At 41.3% G+C, this 18,535-nt stretch carries 13 protein-coding genes; 4 read left to right on the forward strand and 9 right to left on the reverse strand.

The genetic code is table 11. The features are described 5' to 3' along the window. The first annotated feature begins 3 nt into the window (after window positions 1–3). From GB993_RS08530 to GB993_RS08540, 3 genes are all read left to right on the forward strand, one after another. Window positions 4–1,665 carry a type I restriction-modification system subunit M gene (locus GB993_RS08530; RefSeq protein ID WP_161003930.1) on the forward strand — a complete coding sequence of 554 codons (1,662 nt, stop codon included), beginning with the start codon at window positions 4–6 and terminating at the stop codon, window positions 1,663–1,665. A gap of 14 nt (window positions 1,666–1,679) precedes the next feature. Beyond that, a complete protein-coding gene (locus GB993_RS08535) occupies window positions 1,680–2,939 on the forward strand; it encodes a restriction endonuclease subunit S (RefSeq protein ID WP_161003931.1) in 1,260 nt (419 codons plus the stop codon). A 74-nt stretch (window positions 2,940–3,013) separates the two neighbouring features. Next, complete coding sequence (locus GB993_RS08540; protein WP_431188881.1) at window positions 3,014–3,940, forward strand: site-specific integrase; 927 nt, start codon at window positions 3,014–3,016, stop codon at window positions 3,938–3,940. Window positions 3,941–4,158: 218 nt separating this feature from the next. Here the strand turns inward: GB993_RS08540 and GB993_RS08545 are convergent, their stop codons facing one another. The 7 genes from GB993_RS08545 to GB993_RS08575 all read right to left on the reverse strand — a co-directional run bounded on the left by GB993_RS08545 (window position 4,159) and on the right by GB993_RS08575 (window position 13,671). Then, a complete protein-coding gene (locus GB993_RS08545) occupies window positions 4,159–7,464 on the reverse strand; it encodes a DEAD/DEAH box helicase (RefSeq protein WP_238331634.1) in 3,306 nt (1,101 codons plus the stop codon). Window positions 7,465–7,482: 18 nt separating this feature from the next. Further along, complete coding sequence (locus tag GB993_RS08550) at window positions 7,483–8,811, reverse strand: sigma-70 family RNA polymerase sigma factor (RefSeq protein ID WP_161003933.1); 1,329 nt, start codon at window positions 8,809–8,811, stop codon at window positions 7,483–7,485. Window positions 8,812–8,871: 60 nt separating this feature from the next. Continuing rightward, window positions 8,872–9,708, reverse strand: coding sequence for a hypothetical protein (locus GB993_RS08555; RefSeq protein WP_161003934.1), 837 nt, complete (start codon window positions 9,706–9,708; stop codon window positions 8,872–8,874). A 285-nt stretch (window positions 9,709–9,993) separates the two neighbouring features. Further along, window positions 9,994–10,452: a hypothetical protein gene (locus GB993_RS08560; RefSeq protein WP_161003935.1), complete on the reverse strand. Its 459-nt coding sequence runs from the start codon at window positions 10,450–10,452 to the stop codon at window positions 9,994–9,996. A 339-nt stretch (window positions 10,453–10,791) separates the two neighbouring features. After that, window positions 10,792–11,565: a CPBP family intramembrane glutamic endopeptidase gene (locus GB993_RS08565; protein ID WP_161003936.1), complete on the reverse strand. Its 774-nt coding sequence runs from the start codon at window positions 11,563–11,565 to the stop codon at window positions 10,792–10,794. A gap of 44 nt (window positions 11,566–11,609) precedes the next feature. Then, entirely contained in the window at window positions 11,610–12,680 is a 1,071-nt protein-coding gene (locus GB993_RS08570) for a YdcF family protein (RefSeq protein ID WP_161003937.1), read from the reverse strand. 76 nt (window positions 12,681–12,756) lie between these two features. Further along, window positions 12,757–13,671, reverse strand: a complete 915-nt coding sequence (locus GB993_RS08575) for a helix-turn-helix domain-containing protein (protein WP_161003938.1) — start codon at window positions 13,669–13,671, stop codon at window positions 12,757–12,759. Between the two features lie 132 nt (window positions 13,672–13,803). Between GB993_RS08575 and GB993_RS08580 the strand changes: the two genes are divergently transcribed. Then, window positions 13,804–15,003 carry an MFS transporter gene (locus GB993_RS08580; protein ID WP_161003939.1) on the forward strand — a complete coding sequence of 400 codons (1,200 nt, stop codon included), beginning with the start codon at window positions 13,804–13,806 and terminating at the stop codon, window positions 15,001–15,003. Between the two features lie 65 nt (window positions 15,004–15,068). On the opposite strand, the gene GB993_RS08585 is transcribed toward GB993_RS08580, so the two are convergent. Both GB993_RS08585 and GB993_RS08590 read right to left on the reverse strand, forming a co-directional pair. Further along, window positions 15,069–17,849, reverse strand: a complete 2,781-nt coding sequence (locus tag GB993_RS08585) for a cation-translocating P-type ATPase (RefSeq protein WP_161003940.1) — start codon at window positions 17,847–17,849, stop codon at window positions 15,069–15,071. 173 nt (window positions 17,850–18,022) lie between these two features. Then, on the reverse strand, window positions 18,023–18,379 hold the full coding sequence (locus tag GB993_RS08590; protein WP_238331635.1) for a GNAT family N-acetyltransferase: 357 nt from the start codon (window positions 18,377–18,379) through the stop codon (window positions 18,023–18,025). Window positions 18,380–18,535 lie beyond the last annotated feature (156 nt).

The following is an 18,535-nucleotide window of genomic DNA, read 5'->3' on the forward strand; positions in this document are numbered from 1 at the left end:
AAAATGTCAGAAGACGTACAAACGATACAACAAATAGAATCAAAATTATGGGCTATGGCTAATGAATTACGGGGTAGTATGGACGCCAGCGAATATAAAAACTATATTTTAGCGTTTATGTTCTATCGATTCTTATCTGAAAACCAAGAAAAATACTTACAAGACTCTGAAATTTTTGATATTGATGAGGCTAACGGTGAAACGATTAATGATGCTTATCTTAAGGCTACAGAGGTAGATGGTGTTGCTGACTACCTTGAAGATATTTCTCAGCGTCTCGGTTATGCAATTAAACCTGAGGATACTTGGGCAACGCTAGTCGGCAAGGTCATGAACGGCGAAGTAGCACCAAGTGATTATCAAACAATTTTCGATGATTTTAATAGCAATTCTGAATTAAATCGCGATGCCGCCAGTGATTTTCGTGGTGTATTTGATGACGTTAATCTGGGTGATTCAAGACTCGGTAATACCACGACTTCACGTGCCAAATCTTTGAACAAAGTCGTTACTCTGGTTAACGAAATCAGCTATACCGACGAAAGTGGTCATGACATTTTAGGTGATATTTACGAATACTTAATTGGCCAGTTTGCCGCCAATGCAGGTAAAAAAGGTGGCGAGTTTTACACGCCACATGAAGTTTCTCAGGTTTTAGCAAAACTGGTTACTCACGGGGTTGAAGTTCCGGATAATGAACAATTTTCTGTCTATGATCCGACCATGGGTTCAGGATCACTTCTGTTAACAGTTCAACAAGAACTCCCAGGTGGGAAACGTGAAGGAGCAGTTAGCTTCTATGGTCAGGAGCTAAGTACCACGACGTATAACCTTGCACGAATGAATTTGATGATGCGAGGTGTCGAATACTCGAATATGTCATTGAATAATGCCGACACGTTGGAAGTTGATTGGCCTGATGGTCCGGATTCGCAAGGTATTGATCACCCACGTATGTTTGATGCCGTGGTAGCAAATCCACCATATTCGGCTGACTGGGATAACAATGAGCGAAAGTTAAAAGATCCTCGCTTCAGTGATTATGGTAAACTAGCGCCTTCTTCGAAGGCGGACTATGCATTTGTGCTACACAGCCTCTATCATTTAAACGAACAAGGAACAATGGCTATCGTACTACCGCATGGCGTTTTGTTCCGAGGCGCAGCAGAAGGAAAAATTCGTGAGGCGCTCATTAAAAAGAATTACCTGGATGGTGTTATTGGCCTTCCTGCCAACCTGTTTTATGGAACCAGCATTCCGACAACGGTTCTGGTCTTTAAAAAGAATAAAGCAAGCCGGGATATTATGTTTATTGACGCTTCGAGTGATTTTGAAAAGGATAAGAATCAAAATCGACTTAGAGCCGAAGATATCAATAAAATCGCCAAGACTTATTTTGATCGCAAAGATGTTGAAAAGTACGCGCACGTTGCCACTTTGAAGGAAGTTGAAGACAACGAATATAATTTAAATATTCCTAGATATGTAGATACGTTTGAAGAAGAACCACCTGTTGATGTGGTGGCTTTAAAAGACGATTACTTGGCTGCTGAGAAAGAAAGCAATGATTTACAGGCGCAGGTGGTAGCAGACTTAGAAAAACTTGTTGGCAAAGATGATGCCGCAGCGAAGGATTTAGCGGCTCTCATCGAAGCCTTGAAGTAAGGGGGTGTCTAATAATGGCAGAAAATCAGACACCGCGTTTTCGGTTTGAAGGATTCACAGACGATTGGCAGAAGCGTAAGTTCAAAAATGTTTTTTCAGTTATTGATGGTGATCGTGGAAAAGAGTATCCTCATGACTCAGATTTCTTTGATGAAGGTTCCAATTTATTTTTAGATACTGGAAATGTAAAAAAAAATGGTTTTAACTTCGATCAGGAAAAGTTCATTTCAGATGCTAAAAATGCTCGTTTAAGAAGTGGCAAATTACAGGATCATGACTTTGTTTTAACTTCCCGTGGAACCCTTGGACACGTAGCCTATTATTCTAGCAAACAATTTAATCAGTACAAATCAGTTAGAATTAATTCGGCAATGTTGATATTGCGCCCAATACATCTAAGTTTATTTTCTAATGAATATTTGAATGCTCAGTTGCACAGTCAGGTAATTGCCACATTCATGAAAAGAAACCATGTAGGGTCTGCACAACCGCATATTTCTAAAAGAGAGTTAGAAAACCTTACGTTAACTATTCCTCTCAGTTTTGATGAACAAATAGCTATAGGTTCCTTGGTTAAAAACATTCAATCATTTATTACTGTAAACCAGCGTAAAGTTGATTTGCTAAAAATAGCAAAAAAATCGCTGCTTCAAAATATTTTTGATCAGACGTGGAGATTTGCCGGATATACAGACGCTTGGCAGAAGCGTACTCTCTTTCCAGAATTCAAAAAGATCAAATCATATTCTTTGCCACGTATACACGAAGTGCCGGAATCTCAAACGGAGTATATTCACTACGGTGATATTCATACAGGACTTCCAGGATTTGTAGAAAACGACACTCCCCTCCCTCATATTCATAATGGCGACTATGTTCTTTTAAAAAAGAATGATTTAGTCGTTGCAGACGCTTCGGAAGACTATTTAGAATTGGCTAAGCCTGTAGTGATTGACACAGACCAAAGAAATATAGTTGCTGGGCTTCATACAATTGCACTGAGAAGTGCGACAGTTTTTAGTCCTTTTATGTACTTTTACTTAAATACAAAAAGTTTTCGACATTTTGCGTACAGATCTGGGACAGGGCTTAAAGTCTTTGGTATATCAGCAGCGACACTTGGAAAGTTTGTATTCTTTAAGCCTAAGGTTTCCGAACAAAAGAAAATTGTTAATATGCTTAGATCATTTGATAATCTGATAGCTGTAAACCAGCGTAAAGTTGATCTTCTCAAGAAAGTAAAAAAGACATTATTACAGAATATGTTTGTTTAATCGGCAATACCTTGTCAAAATAGTGGCGTACCCAATTTCGGGTACGTCACTTTATTTTTGGAGGGGATAATATGTTGAAATCAACGTCGTTAAAACTTAGCACATACTTCAAGGACTGGATGGAATTGTACAAGAAGGATGCTGTTCGTCCAATTACGTATCAAAAGTATGAAATGACTTTGAAGCACATTCGTTCACTTGTTCCAAATTTAAAATTATCAGAATTAAATCGTCGAAATTATCAAGAACTACTTAATACGTTTGCCGAAACACATGAACGACAAACGTGTTTAGATTTTCACCATCAGATTAAATCCGCTATTCGAGACGCTGTTGAGGACGGCTATATTCAAAGGGATCCAACCTATAAAGTTGTTATTAAAGGAACTGTTAGTCGAAATCACAAGCCGAAATTCCTCAATCAGCAGGAATTAACCAAGTTATTAGCTCAACTTGAATTCGGTAAAGAGGTTAGCTGGGATTACTTTTTCTTGTTAATTGCCAAAACTGGTTTACGGTTTTCCGAAGCACTGGGCCTTACGCCGAATGATTTTGATTTCAGGCGTTTATCGCTTAATGTCACTAAAACATGGGATTATAAAAGTGAAAATGGTTCGTTTGCTCCAACAAAAAATCAGGCGTCAATTAGACGTGTACCCCTTGATTGGCAAGTTGCAATGCAGTTTGCACAACTGGTAAAAGGAAAACCCAAGGATGAACCTATTTTCTTGGCTGATGGGCACCATGCCTATAATGAAACAGCAAATAAAAATCTTGAACGACTTTGTAAAAAGGCTGGTGTACCAGTTATTAGTGTTCATGGATTACGGCATACTCATGCATCACTATTGCTTTATGCGGGAGTTTCTATTGGGTCGGTGGCGCGACGTTTGGGGCATTCAAATATGAATACTACACAGAAGACTTATTTGCATATTATTCAGGAATTGGAAAATCAGGATACGGATAAAATCATGCGGTATTTAACTACATTGATGTAAAGATGCGAAGTGGAAACAAGGTAATGAGTAGTAAGTAACAGCACATATCCAAATAGTGCGGATCATCTGTCTGAAATCATGGCAGATGATCCGCACTATTTTTATCCTTTTCGTTTCCGTCAAGTCAGACAATGTAATTTATATTTCGACTGACTACTTAGTAGAGGTATGACAAAAATCCGGTGTTGCCCCCTTTTTACTTCAATCTTTAAGCCACATCATTTTTTAGCCAATGCACTCTGCACCTCTGTGGGTAGTTCCCCCATAAAGTAGTCTTCAATTCTATCCCAAAACCAATTGGTGTATTGTTTGACGTACTCAGAGGTACTGGTGATTTTCGTTGTGTCAATTTTATGATTGAATAAATATTTTTGCATTTCAACACCAATTTCGTGTCTCTTACGAACGTCCTCAAGAATATAATTTCGATAACGATTTCTTTTTGAAATTGCTTGTTCGAGAGGCGAAATTGAATTGATACGAATATAAATTTGAGGATTATACCCTCCCAATGTAATAAAATTGGTTAGCCCAAACGCTTGCCCGAGTCCTAAGACGATTTTTTCATCATCAAAATCAGATGGCTTGTTACTTTTAAAATGAAAAAGACTCATTTTAGTAGTTTGAAGAGAAAAGTTTTGTGTAGGATTATATAATCGACTAGCAACTTGATTTACAAAATTCGCAAAGGTATCTGCGGACTGGCGGACTGTAAACTTACTTCCTTTGTTTGAGTTTCTTTCACGCAGAATAGTGCCTGAATTCGCAAAGTTTTTTAGCTTTTGGTATTCAAAAGTTGCATTAACTAAAGCTTGAGCAAGAGTTTTAGCAACAAATGTATCTTGAATTTGTAATCTTGGCTTCAAAAAAGTAGCTAATTCGTCTTCGTCGAATTGTCGCTCAGACCGCTGGTAAATATCGATGAAATCTTGGTATTCATTCATGATAGATTTGTATTTTGAAAGGATTGTTGCATTATTACTTTCATCAAAGTCATATTGCACACCACTGGCAAAATTGAATAATTTAAAAATATTTGCGTGCTGCATTTTAGCCACTTCATCGGCTTGATTTATTTTGTATTTGAATTGTGGAAAAGAATCCTTTTTATAATATTTTTCCCAAATTTGTGAAAGATTAACCGAAAGAACAGACGAATAATTATTTGAATCTATTGTGCTATAAAATTCGAAATAGTTTTTCAGTGATGAGTGCATAAGAGTCTCTTCAGTCTTTTTAGAGACGAGTATTAATTCTTTTCCAAAAACACTTCGGGGTCTGGCAACGAATGGAGAGTAGCCTAATTTCCTACTTGAGGAAAAATCTTTCTCAATCATTAATAACACTGTCTTAACTTTATTGTCTAGGTTGTTAGAGTCGTCGTTTATATTATCAGCAAATATATATTTAAAATCGTCTGCACTAACTACCAAATTACGATTGTTTCCCTTTGATTCATACAATGAAACAATCTTTTGCATCACAGATTGAATCTGATCTTTTTTAATTGCACTCATTCCCTGAAGTTGCCTAACTTCGTTAAAATCGTTTGGAAGAAAATCAAGATAGGCATTGCCTTGTGGGACTAATTTATGGTTTCTGGCAACTCGACCGATTTCTTGGATATAGTCGACGACATTACCAGTTGGATTGTAATGATAAACGTTAGTGATGTCTGGAATATCTATACCCATTCCGAATGCCTTTGTAGCGAGAACAAACTGAATTTCTCCTGACTTGAAATCATTAAGCACTGCATCTTTTTCGGCTTTATCTAATGGGCCAAAATATCTCCCGGTTAATTCAAAAACACTTTGAGAATTTTCTTTCAAGTAATGATAAAAGCTTGTAAGACCTTTGACGGTGGGAAAATACATCAAAGTTTTTTGGTGAAGGCGTGCGGATCGTTCCAAATTTTTCTTTGCCAGTAACTGTTTTGTTGCTTTATATTCATTATTTTGTACGTTTTTGCTTGTTTTAATATTCATAGAAATGTCATTACGACGAACTAGGCCAAAATATGATATGGGACGCACGAGATTTAAACTATTTCTAGTATCTGCATACATGTCTTCTGGACCACCATAAATTGCCGTAGCCGTAAATGTCACAATAGGAAATTGATAGATTTTTCGTAACTTCTGTAAATAAATTCCTAAATACCAGTAATCAGCTCTAAATGATTTCCCCCAAGTAGTTACAATATGGGCTTCATCAACAATTACCATTCCCACTTTTCGTGTTCCAATTAACATTTTAATATCGGAACGCGCTTGCAGTGTTTCGGGGGACAAATAAAGCATGTCTGTTTTGCCAGTTTGAACATTTTCAAGGATTGCTTGTTTTTCGTAAGGAGGTGTGTTTCCGTTTATTGTTTCCGCATTAGAAACGTTTTTATGTTTCATGCTAGTGACTTGGTCATTCATTAGACCAATTAAAGGTGAGATTATAATTACTAGGGGCTTATCGTTTTTAAATTCGTCAGCTAGATATAGGGCAGGAATCTGAAACATGACTGATTTTCCTGACCCCGTCGGCGCAGTAATATAAATGTCTCTATACTCTTTTCCGTCTTTTGCGTTTTCAGCCTGCTGCACAATATCATCGATGATTTGTGCTTGGGAGATTGAAATTGTTTTTTTGTCTTTCTTTTCAATATTCGAATACATTGTTAATTCTCGAAAATCGTCATATTGCCAGGTTTTTTGCAAAATGTTTCGATATTTATTTAAGTTTCGTATATGTTGTTTTTTAATTGAAGAAGTTGAAAACGAAAACACAAATTCAGGATGAAGCTGTTTAATAATAGCGATTCGTTCAGCGTAGTGATGTGGCAAGCGATTATCCACATTGGTTTCAATGATGAAGTTAAAAGGCATTTTAAAATTCTTTTGTGATTGAAAATCCAAGAAATTTGTTTCAACATCGTCAAGTGAAATAGTATGAGATTGTTGAGGTTCATCTTCAATTTTAATATTGATTTCTGGTAATTGAGAATAATAATCAAAGCTTTCTAAATCATCCCACTTGTCTTCTCTATAGGTCACAAAATAATTATGAGTGTCCTCTGAGTAATCTAGGCCTCCATAGAAACTATTGAAGCAATCAATTCTGTTTTTAAAACTATTGTCAGGTTCAACATCTTCATCTAGGTATAATATCTTGTAGTCTTTATCGACATCAGAAAGAGTATTTTGGTAAGGAAAACTCTTATCATAAAGATTATTACGGAGGACTATAATTCGATCTGAATAGAATTGTTTTATCGAGTCACCTAATAAGCTAAATTCTTCTGGTCGAACGGTGAAATAAGGTACGTTATCACTTTGCCTTTGTATAAATTCTTTAGAGGTGCGATGTACAGTCTCTACTAGGTTAAGTAAATCTAACTTAGAATCTATAGGCTGGAGTAGCATTTTATTTTTGTCCAGTTCAGATTGTGAGAAGCCAATCGTAATAACTAGAGGCTTTTGAATATCATTTTCACTCATTATTCCCTTTATTCGTTCGTCGATGTTTTTCATTTTATATTCTCCACTTTTTTATTTCCAATCGTCAATATACTTTTCACTACTGGATCGTTTCATTTTTTTTAAAGCCTTGGCTTCAATTTGACGAATTCTTTCTCGTGTGAGGCCGTACTTTTTTCCGAGTTCTTCTAAAGTCATAGCTTCATTATTCCGGAGGCCAAATCTTTGTATAATGATTTCAGATTCCCGAGAAGTGAGTGTTGCAAGCAGCCTATCTAGTTGCGCGGTTAGATCTGCGTTTTCAATGTCGTCATAGACAGAATAATCTTGATCCGGTAGCAGGTTGAGTAACGTTGTTTCTTGCTCGCCCTGGACTGGTTTATCAAGGCTGGGTAAATTGCTGTTAAACTGGTTTTCAATGGTTTGAAGTTGAATGATAGTTTTAGTACTTACGTTCATCTTTACGGCCAATTCCCTTATGCTGGGGGACCTTGAAAGCTCATCAGTTAGTAACTTGGCCGTTTTGTGCATGGACTGAATGGTGTTACGTAGATGGACAGGCAGTCTGACCGTGGTTGATTGATTCGCCAATCCACGCAATATTGCTTGACGAATCCAATAGGTTGCGTAGGTCGAAAACTGATTGCCTAACGAAAGATCAAATTTCTCAATTGCCTTAAGTAAACCTATTTCTCCTTCTACGACCATATCGTCGAGGGAATATCCAACTTTTGCAAAGTTGTGGTATTGAAAGGCAATTTTTTTTACCAGCGATGCATTTGCTTCAACTAATAGCTCTAGGGATTTTGTGTCTCTCGATCCTTGAAAGCGTTCGAGATATTCAGTATTATTTTCGAAATTCGCTACTTCTTTTGCTTGATTAAGTTCATTTTGGAAATTAGGTGATGAGATAAGAGAATCTAAGTCTTGAAAATCCGATGAACCTGACTCATCTTCTGCTGTAACTTGGTGTTGGTGGCTTATAGGAAAGTACAAACCAGCACTTGTTTTCATTATCTTTTTGGAAGCTATGAGGTATTTCAGGCTTTTACGTATTGTTGCCTTAACATTTTGCGTATACTGACAGAGGTGTTCTAGTTCTTCATCAAATAAATACATATCATTTAATGTTAGGCCACTATCCAACAAATTGATCAATGCAAGAAGGTTCTCTGACCATGAAGTTCCGTGAATTACAGGTTCAAGGAATTCAATGACTGAGCTTGGAACATCGCTTAGTATGGGTATATTGTTTGAAGAGATATAGCGATACATTTGCAAAACATCATTTAATTTGAAATTGTTAATAAAAATAAGGTGATTTAGATCGCTTCTGAGGATGCTGGATGAACTAGAAATTGGTATTTTTTCCATTAACAATTGGAGCTTTGTATCTGTCATGGGGTTCTCCATTATTTCATTTTTGATTAAACTAGCATTCAAAATTTATGATGGCAGGGATTAAAACAAATTGTTATGATGATCATTTTGTTCCTCATTATAATAACCGTCATAGTAACCGTCCCAATAACCGTTTCCGCCATCGGTGTTGAAGTTTCCGCCATTTCGACCACCACGATGAGTCCAAAGACGGAATGCAAGTAAAATGATTAGTAAAACTACGAAGGCATCAATAATACGGTTCTGAATGTCATCCCAAGTTGGGCTTTCCTTGACTTCGCTGGATTTAGAATTTGCCATCCACTTTTCTTTCACTGAGACGCGATCAAAAAGTGTCATCAAAGCACTTATCTGCCCATCTCCAGAACCCTTTAGGCTGGAATTTAGTCCTAGTCGTAGAGTCCAGAAACGGTAGTCCGTGAAGTAACTATATCCAATTTCAGAACTGACCATACCAACTTCATGATCTTTTGTGGCAATTATTAGTAGAGAACTTCGGTTTTCAGCACTTTGTGCTCTAGTGGTTTCCGCGTAGTCCTCATTTTGTGATTCGGGAATAAATTGGCCGAGAAAACTTGATCCAAAATAATGTCCAATGTCAGGGGGCTCAACATCTCCCTTGCTATCCGGCTGATAATACTGCGGAATGTGGTCCACTATAACTACATAAAGATTTTGAGGATTCTTGGCATGCTCTAGCTGATGGTTGATGCTCACAATGTGATTGTACTGATCAACTGTCAATGTTTCGTGTTGTTCATAAATATACTTGCCTAAGTTTGGACCAGGCAAGTCGATTGTTCCGTTTCCAAACGCATAGGCGTTGGTTGAAAAAACAATCAATATAAACGAAGTTGACAGAATTAATAAAAACAATTGTTTGAGGATACTTTTCATGAGCATTCACCGATTAATGTTTATTAGGATTATTGAATCTGATATTTAAAGTTATTTGACATTGATTTAATGATCTATTTTTTCGATGGGATTGTTACTGAGCTAATTCTGGAAAACGAAATAATTTCTTTGACACAACGTGGAGTTTCCGATGACGTTTAAGCTTGTTTCCATCAAAATTGATCACGGGGTAGGTCGCTGCGTATTGACCAACGCAAGCTTGGATTCAAGGCGCTGTCTAACTACTTTCTGCTAAAATCATGGGCCGAGATGTTCTTTAAAAGTTTAAAGTCGGTTGTTTTGCCTAGTCGTGCAATCTTGTTTAAATTTGTTTCCAACAACCAAATAATTAGCAGCCATCTCATCTCCGCTAACTGCACGATCAAGCAAACGATTTTTAGATAGCGCATCGTTTTGCCGTGCTAATGAAGCAGACCAAGAGTTAGCCGGGTATTGAACACCGTTCAGAAAAGCTTCGCCTAGCAGTTTTGTCGAAACTTCATAACGCATTGCGACGTTTTTTAACTCTGGCGAGTAACTGGGATGAAGTGTGACATGAGCGGCCTGCTTTGATGTGGTGGCATTATTGGAACTTTGAACTAGTATATTATTGAACGCCTGCCGTAAATCGCGTAGACAGTCTAATTGCTCACTGGTTAATGTGTTTGGTTGATTCAAAAGTGAAAGATATTTTTGTTTAATATCATTAGTATTTTCACTAGTTGCATTATTTTTATTGTTCATTTGAGTTTGCTCCTAAATAATTTTTTGGATAAAAAAACCGCTCAGTGATTTTCTCACCAAGCGGGCCCACACTTAGGAGAATATCTATCTACATTGAGGCACGTTGCTAAAAAGTACGTTGCCGCTGGGTCAAAGTGTGTAGCCACTCGCCAGACTCTTGATATTCCAAACGATTAATTTATAATTTAAGGTTACAACCATGTGATAATTTGTTCAATGAGCAATATTGATATTATATTTCTGAAATGCTCACCTTGTTGCTTTCAAAAACAAACGACAATAAGTGTAGTAGCCAGTTCGTTTGTTGCACAGATACCTCATCTTTTTTCATAGAATAAATCACAAATTTCCCGAATAGTCATACAGCAGATGACTTGCCGTAAACGTCCACAGGTTCCGTGTCCGTAACCACAGGCAGCCGTCCAGCAACGTTGGCAGCCCGACATCAATCAACACCTCTGTCATGTGGTAGCTATAGGAGCTGTAATGCCAGGCGCCAAACAGCAATGCGGTGATGAGAAAGGCAAGCCAATAGCGTAGCGTTGGTCGTTTGATCCATAACAATGCGACAAAAATCAGTGAAAAGAGACTCAGTCGGAACACGTCTTCACTGGGAATCTCATACCAATTATTGATGGCGTAGCTGATGAACTTGTGCCAGGCGGTGCCGTGGAAGGTGACGCTACTTTCGGCCGTGTCGGTGACCGTTTTGACATGCAGTTTGGTGATCAAACTGTCAGCAATATTAGCGACGACTCCTTGCACAAACGTAATGATGATGACCGCGCAAATACTTTCAAGCCAGCCGGTTCGTCGTTTGACACGCGGACGGTTTGGCATCCAGCGACTGAGCTGCCAGAAAAAGAAGAACACAGTTCCTGCAATGTAGTAGCTGTACAGCCCGCCAAGCGCGGTCAGTAAGCTTAAAAGCGGCGGTGACACCAGCAGGTGGAAATGTTCAAGGTCGGGCACCACTTCTGTAATCACGCCGGCAAACGCTGTCAGTGAAATCAACACCCATGCCAAGGCAGAGCTGCGGCCATATTTGAAGGCCAAGGTGATATCGTCTTGGTCGTTTTTGTCTAAAACGAAATATTTTTTGATTATCGACAAACAAATCACCTGCGTTTCGCGTATGTAATGGGTATAGGAAAAAGCTAAAGGACGTGATATTCGAAAAGAACAGTTAAACCGCCCAGAATCAGCAATGATACAATGGTTAACGCATGGGCCCACTTGTGACGGGCAAACACCGCAATGTACTCGCGGATAATGGCGTTTGGCAAGAAGAACTTAGCGGTGCGTGAACCAATCCCATCAGCTTTGAGACCAGCACGACGGGCAATCATCCCCGCACGGAGCGTGTGGTAATTACTGGTGACAAAAATGGCGTTAGGCTGCTTGCCATCATTAAACGTCATCAGTTTCTTCGAAAACAACATGTTTTGTAGTGTATTGATGGACTGGTCCTCGGCGATTGCGTGATCAGCAGGGATGCCGTGTTGTAAAGCATATTCACGCATCGCAACACCCTCCGCGCGGGTCTCGTTGCCACCTTGCCCACCTGAGAGAATCAGGATGGGTGCCTTACCAGTCTCGCGTAATTGTCGTTGGTAGAATTCAATCCCGCGGTCGACTCGTTGTGCTAACAGTGGTGGCACGTCACCACCATTGATCAGTCCGCTCCCAAGCACAATGACATACTGTTGATTGCGTTTGGGCCGGTTAAATTGATAGAGCACCAAGACGGTAAGGTAGTTATAAAACCAAAAGAGTAGGTACAGCACGACAATATCGGTCACCATGTTGAAGAAAACGAACCACGGTTGTGGTAGCAAACGGCCGGCCCAGGTGTCAAGCCAAGGAATCAGTAGCACGCCGATACCGAGAATCAACGTTAACATATTGCCGAGTGAGTGACTTTCCCTCCGCCAGACGATGACGGCATTCCAAATTAACAGGATGCTTTGAAGGGCAAACACCAACCCAATTGCAATTATGGCCAAAACAAACGGAACACCGAATAGCACGATCAGAATATGATTTTCCATATTAACAATCGTTGATCCCAGCGCCAGCAACATTGAGTAAAAGGCGATGTTAAACCAGATACCGTTAATCAACCGGCGCTTATCTCGGTACCAGTACCAAGCAAAGATTAGTGCAAAAATAATAGCAATCAGCCAGACCGATTTAATTATTGGACCGGCCCCATAGTTGAAGTGCATGAATCGAATTCCCCCTCGTGTTCGTAACTCAATTGTGCAGGTTGAACGCTATTTTGACAACAATTTGCAATTAATTTTATGCGCTGGGAGCGCGGTCAACAGCTTCGTGTAGTTGTTGCCAAACGTCTGACGGCATGAAGCGTTGCAGGTAGTTGATTTCGTGCGCCAGCAATGCTGGTGTGCCAACCTGTTTAACAATGATTAATGCTGCTTGTAGACGATTCAATCCAGCATCTTGTTTACCAGTTAAGTACATAATCATGCCGACAAGAATTTGATATTTAACGGTCTCATAGAATTGCCGAGGATGGATTAACAGGTGTTTGAAGAGTGCCAAAAAGTGCTGAGCAGCTTCTAAGCGATTATGTTCAGCACAGGCACAAATCAAGTTGTTCAAGATGCGGAATTGGGCAGACACATTATCCGTTTGTAAATTCACATAGGCCAGCCCGCGTTTATACATCAGATCGGCTAAGGTGATCGCCTGATCGACTGGCAGGCACATCAGCGAGTTGCCAAATAAGTAAAGCTCGTAGAATCCCCAATGCTCAGCGCTTGATAGGTAGTTAATGATGAGTTCCTGCGAGGACGACGCCAGTGTTGTTTGGGTTAGTGATGCAATACAGGCATCTAACATTGCGTCATTTAAATCGAGAAAAAGTGGCAACAGCTGTTCGTGGTCTTTTCTAAATGTGCTTTTTAACTGACGTAAAGCGCCAATATTATCTGCCAGATATAAACGGCTCACGTCATGCAAATACTGCTCGTTTGTCGAGTGATCTGACTGTGCGGACTGGTCAAAATAGACGAACTCCGCGATGTCGACATTAATCCGCTCAAGCAGGCGGGTTAATGTTGCAAACGAAATATCAGTTAGACCACGCTCGTACTTGGATAAGAATGAGGCAGTAACGATGCCATCACTGACTTCTGTCAGCGATAAATGTTTGCCACGACGCAATTGCCGGAATGTTGCACCCATTGAAGACATAAAAGGCTTCTTTCTATTTGTATAATATGACAATTTCAATACGCTATTCAGAGTCTAATGCTAATGTGAACAACGAACAATAGCTATTTATTAAACGCGTCGACGCGTGATTAATCGATATGAGGTGTTGTCATGATTAAATCACGCTTTAATTTTCAATTTTTGTGGCTGTCTTTCACAGTTTCGACACTGGGCGACTGGCTACTAAAAATTGCTTTGCCAATTGCCATTTATCAACTGACAGGTTCAGGTGCGCAAATGGCCTTTATCTACGGGATTCAATTTTTACCATGGCTGTTTATTTCAGTCTTTAGCGGCATTATGGCTGACCGTTTTGAAGAACGCCAGATTTTGTTCTGGGGTAATTTAGGTGCCGCCTTGGCTACCAGCTGTCTAGCCATCTTAGTGCATAGTCACACAACTGGATTCTGGTTCTATCTATTGATTTTCGTGCAGGCTAGTTTCGCGCCGTTAATGCATCCAGCTTTTCAAAGTATCATTGCACGGATCGTTGATCCATCGAGATTGTATAAGGCGAACGCTTCTTTACAGGTTGTGGATAACACATTGAGCCTAATTGGTCCGATGGTCGGTGGTTTGTTGACTGCGCTGATTGCACCACAGTTAGCGGTTTCCATTGATGCGGCAAGCTTTTTACTGGCGGCCATTTTGAGTTTTGCTGTCCACCCCAGCGCAAAACGTCAAACTGCATTAATTTCAGAATCGACAGTAAGCGCCATAAAGGCCGGCTTCGTTGCTTCATATCAAAACAAAATTGTTTGGTATGGGGCTCTGTTATTCTTTTGGACAAACTTGGGTACCAACATGTTTGCCGCTAACTTTATTTATTTTATGCGCCATTCGCTGCACACATCTGTTTCGATTGCTGGTATCACGATGGGATTAGCAGGCATTGGGGCTATTATCGGCTCTCTTGCGACGCCATGGTTAAGTCGTCATTTTTCGGCAGGTACTTTAATTGTTGGCACAACATTATTAGCTGGTGTCAGTTTGGTTGGTGTTGGTCTGAGCCACCACTTCCTTTCAGTAGCAGCCTTTTATGCGCTGGTTAATTTCTGTGGCAATGTGAATGCAGTGGTGTTCTTTTCATTACGGCAAACGGTTATTCCACAAGCAATCCTTGGCCGTGTCGTCAGTGTGACGCGAATGATCTCATACGCGTCGATTCCCATTGGTAGTTTTCTGGGAGCGGGGCTAGTGGCGGCGCATTGGCCGTTAGCAGTCATCATTGTGATGGCGGGGATGATTCGTTTTGGCGCTGGTGTCTTTGGCTGGTTTACGCCCTTAAATCGTTCTTCGACCGTCAATTAATTTGGTCACAAAAAGTCCGCAGTAACCGATTCTAATCAGTCATTGCGGACTTTTGAAACGAACTTTTATTGCTTTGCATGATGTTGTCGAACCAAGTACTTACGCAATTCTTCCAGCAAGAATAACGGAATTGGAATGACAATCAGAAAAATCCATTCACTAATGCCCAGTGGTGCCGTGTTAAATAGTCCCTGCAAGAATGGAATATAGATTAAGCAGGCTAGGAGCAATACTTCAAACGCAATTCCCCACCAGATGCGGTGGTTGCTGAAAATACCGATGCTGAAGACTGAAGATATCTGTGTCCGACAGTTGATGGCCGCGGCAATCTGACAAAAGACAATTGCGGCCAGCGTCATTGTGGTGGCTTCGCGGTAAACATCACCATTACTTGCCAGTGCGATGCTAGGCCAACCGTTCATCTTGTTAACGAAGAAGTAGGCGACCGTTGAAATCACAGAGGCGACTAGACCATATAAGCCAAACGCTTTCCAGATGATGGACTTGTTCAACAAGTGGGCCGTCCGCGGACGCGGTGGCTGATCCATAATTCCTGGTTCGCTTTGTTCAGCACCAAGGCCGAGGGCAGGTAACATGTCCGTTCCTAAATCAACGGTCAAAATTTGCATAACGGTTAATGGCAGTGGCACCAGGCCGCGGGTGAACAAGAAGATCACGGATGGCGCAGCTTCCGGTACGTTGCTGTTTAAGATGTACAAGAGGAACTTTTGCAAATTACTGTAAACGGTCCGGCCTTCTTCAATAGCGGCCACAATCGAAGCAAAGTTGTCGTCAGTTAGGATCATGTCTGCTGCGTCTTTAGCAACATCAGTCCCAGTGACACCCATGGCAATCCCGATATCAGCTTTTTTTAAGGCTGGCGCGTCATTAACACCGTCACCAGTGGAAGCAACGATATCGCCGTTTGCCTGACAGGTGGAAACGATACGGAATTTATGTTCTGGTGCAACGCGGGCGAAGATGACTTCGCCTTTGACCGCTTCACGAAGCTGATCGTCACTCATTTGGTTGAGTTCATCACCGGTGATGACGCGCGCTTTGTCAGAAGTGAGACCAATTTTGACGGCGACACTCTTGGCAGTTAACGCACTGTCGCCAGTGACCATAATGATTCGAATGTTGGCGCGGTGACACTTTTTGACTGCGTCGTAAATTTCTGGACGCGGCGGGTCGGCCATAATGGTCAGCCCAACGAAGATCATGTGCCGTTCAGCTGTGTCGATACTGATTGCTTTGTTGTCTTGAGGGAGCGTTGAACTATCCGCGCCGACTTCTCGATAGGCAAACGCCAATGCGCGTAACCCTTGAGCCGCGTACATTTCATTGGCGTGATTAATCTCGTTGCGGTCGGCATCGGTCATGGCACGCACATTACCGCCATCTAGAATCTGATCACTGATGCTTAACATGCCATCGAGCGCACCCTTTGTGTAAATGACGCGGCCACCGTCAGCAGTGGGGTGAATCGTCGTCATCCGTTTGCGATCAGAGTCAAACGGCAATTCGGCCAGACGTGGCATTTTTTTAGCAACCGTTGTCTTATCTAGGCCAGCCTTAGCCGTTAAGATATCGAGGGCTGCCTCAGTCGGCGTGCCCAAAATTTTCGGTGTATCTTGACTGGTCGCTGGCGCCTGAACCTGAGTATCGTTATTAAGTAGCGCAATTTGTAGCAGTCGTGAAAGGTCCGCATCCTGTGTAGTATCGAAGTCTTTGCTGCCAAACTGAATGTGGCCGTTGTTGACATATCCAGTACCCGTAACAGCATAAGTGCGGGTCGGCAACCACACATTGTTGATGGTCATTTGGTTTTGCGTCAACGTCCCGGTTTTATCGGAACAGATGACGGTCGTTTCGCCCAGTGTTTCCACACTGTTGAGTTGTTTTAAAAGGGCATGTTTTTTGGCCATCCGTTGCGTGCCTTGAGCTAATGATAGTGTGACAGTTGGCAACAAGCCTTCGGGGATGAACGCAACGATCATGCCGAGCGCAAAGATAAACGATTTAGCGACCGGATAGTGGACGAAGAAGATGGCCAGAACAAAGAAGACAACACCAATCATAATCGCGATAAGTGATAGCTGCCGAGTTAGGCGGTTAAGCTCTTGTTGTAATGGTGACGCAGTTTGTTTTTCATTCTGAGTTAGACTAGCAATTTTACCAAATTCCGTTTGCATCCCGGTGCTGAGTGCAATCGCGGTTGCCGTGCCACTGGTGACGACAGTACCGGCATAGACGATGTTCTTTTCGGCGAACTGACCGTCGCCGTGATTATATGTTGAACGTTTGGAAGTCGGAACGGACTCACCAGTGAGGGCGGATTCGTCAACTTGCATCGAGGAGACTTCGGTCAGACGGGCATCGGCAGGAATCGCGTTACCAGCCTGAATGGCGAAGACATCGCCCGGTACCAGATCATCCGCATTGATTTGCATGTCCTTGCCATCGCGAGTGACCTGAACAAACGTTGGCAACATCTTGCGCAAGGAATCGGTTGCCTTTTGTGCTGCGTGTTCCTGCCAAAATGAGAAACATCCGTTGATCAAGTTGACAGTCCAGATGGCAATGCCGAGTTCCACCATCCCAGCGAACATGGCGATGAAACCACTGACCCACAGCAAAATGGCCATCATCGACGTAAAGTTCTTGAGAAAGCTCAGTAACTGCGACTGACGTTTGCCATGCTGAATGGTGTTGGTCCCGTATTGTGTGAGCCGTTTTGCCGCCTCATCATGACTGAGTCCTTTTGCTGAAGTGCCGAGTTGTTCTTGTAATTGTTTGATATCCATCTTAGCAAAATCATCATTTGTTAATGTTTTCGTTGCCATAGTCCTCGCCTACTTACATTTCTAAATTTAGATGCTAGGGCCAGTATAGGCCTTTTATAATTTTCGTTAAATTAGAGTACATCGAAGTCAAAAATAGTCGAGTGAGTGATTGCTCACCTAATGAATTGACTACAGCATACGCCTCTCATTAACAAAGTCAAATTTAGATGGATTTATTCACGATGCCACGCCATCCCGATGCTTTCGGGAGCTGTTGGTTGGAAACTGAACTGTGCGTATAGGTGGTCAGCAGGCACATCGGCGATCAAACTAACGTCTGCGTCCGCTGGCGCATGTTCAGACAAATAGTTGGTTACAGCGTGCATTAATTGTTTGCCAAGACCGTGACCTTGCTCACTTGGTGTGACGGCAACATCGACGACTTCGAAGACGATACTGCCATCACCAACAACGCGAGCCATCGCCACTAACTGGCCCTGTTTACGGATTGAAACGCCCATTAAACTGTTTGGCAAACCGCGAGTAGCTGCGGCAAGGCTACGTGGGCTTAGACCTGCCGCTTTGCGCAATGCACAAAACTCATCGGGTGTCGGCAAGGTGAGTGTTAATTGATAATTTGTTTCATTGGTAGATTGTAAAATTAATCCGAACGCTGTTCGGACAAAAAAGATCAGCTTCCTTTAAAATGGTGTTTACCACAAACCCATTTTTTAGGAGCTGATCTT

Origin of the sequence: Furfurilactobacillus milii, assembly GCF_009864005.1 — a bacterium.
Classification (GTDB): domain Bacteria; phylum Bacillota; class Bacilli; order Lactobacillales; family Lactobacillaceae; genus Furfurilactobacillus; species Furfurilactobacillus rossiae_B.

Bases quoted from the DNA above. Each gene is read 5' to 3' on its own strand.
- GB993_RS08530 (WP_161003930.1), top strand. From the start codon at position 4: ATGTCAGAAGACGTACAAACGATACAACAAATAGAATCAAAATTATGG.
- GB993_RS08535 (WP_161003931.1), top strand. From the start codon at position 1,680: ATGGCAGAAAATCAGACACCGCGTTTTCGGTTTGAAGGATTCACAGAC.
- GB993_RS08545 (WP_238331634.1), bottom strand. From the start codon at position 7,464: ATGAAAAACATCGACGAACGAATAAAGGGAATAATGAGTGAAAATGAT.
- GB993_RS08550 (WP_161003933.1), bottom strand. From the start codon at position 8,811: ATGACAGATACAAAGCTCCAATTGTTAATGGAAAAAATACCAATTTCT.
- GB993_RS08555 (WP_161003934.1), bottom strand. From the start codon at position 9,708: ATGAAAAGTATCCTCAAACAATTGTTTTTATTAATTCTGTCAACTTCG.
- GB993_RS08560 (WP_161003935.1), bottom strand. From the start codon at position 10,452: ATGAACAATAAAAATAATGCAACTAGTGAAAATACTAATGATATTAAA.
- GB993_RS08570 (WP_161003937.1), bottom strand. From the start codon at position 12,680: ATGCACTTCAACTATGGGGCCGGTCCAATAATTAAATCGGTCTGGCTG.
- GB993_RS08575 (WP_161003938.1), bottom strand. From the start codon at position 13,671: ATGTCTTCAATGGGTGCAACATTCCGGCAATTGCGTCGTGGCAAACAT.
- GB993_RS08580 (WP_161003939.1), top strand. From the start codon at position 13,804: ATGATTAAATCACGCTTTAATTTTCAATTTTTGTGGCTGTCTTTCACA.
- GB993_RS08585 (WP_161003940.1), bottom strand. From the start codon at position 17,849: ATGGCAACGAAAACATTAACAAATGATGATTTTGCTAAGATGGATATC.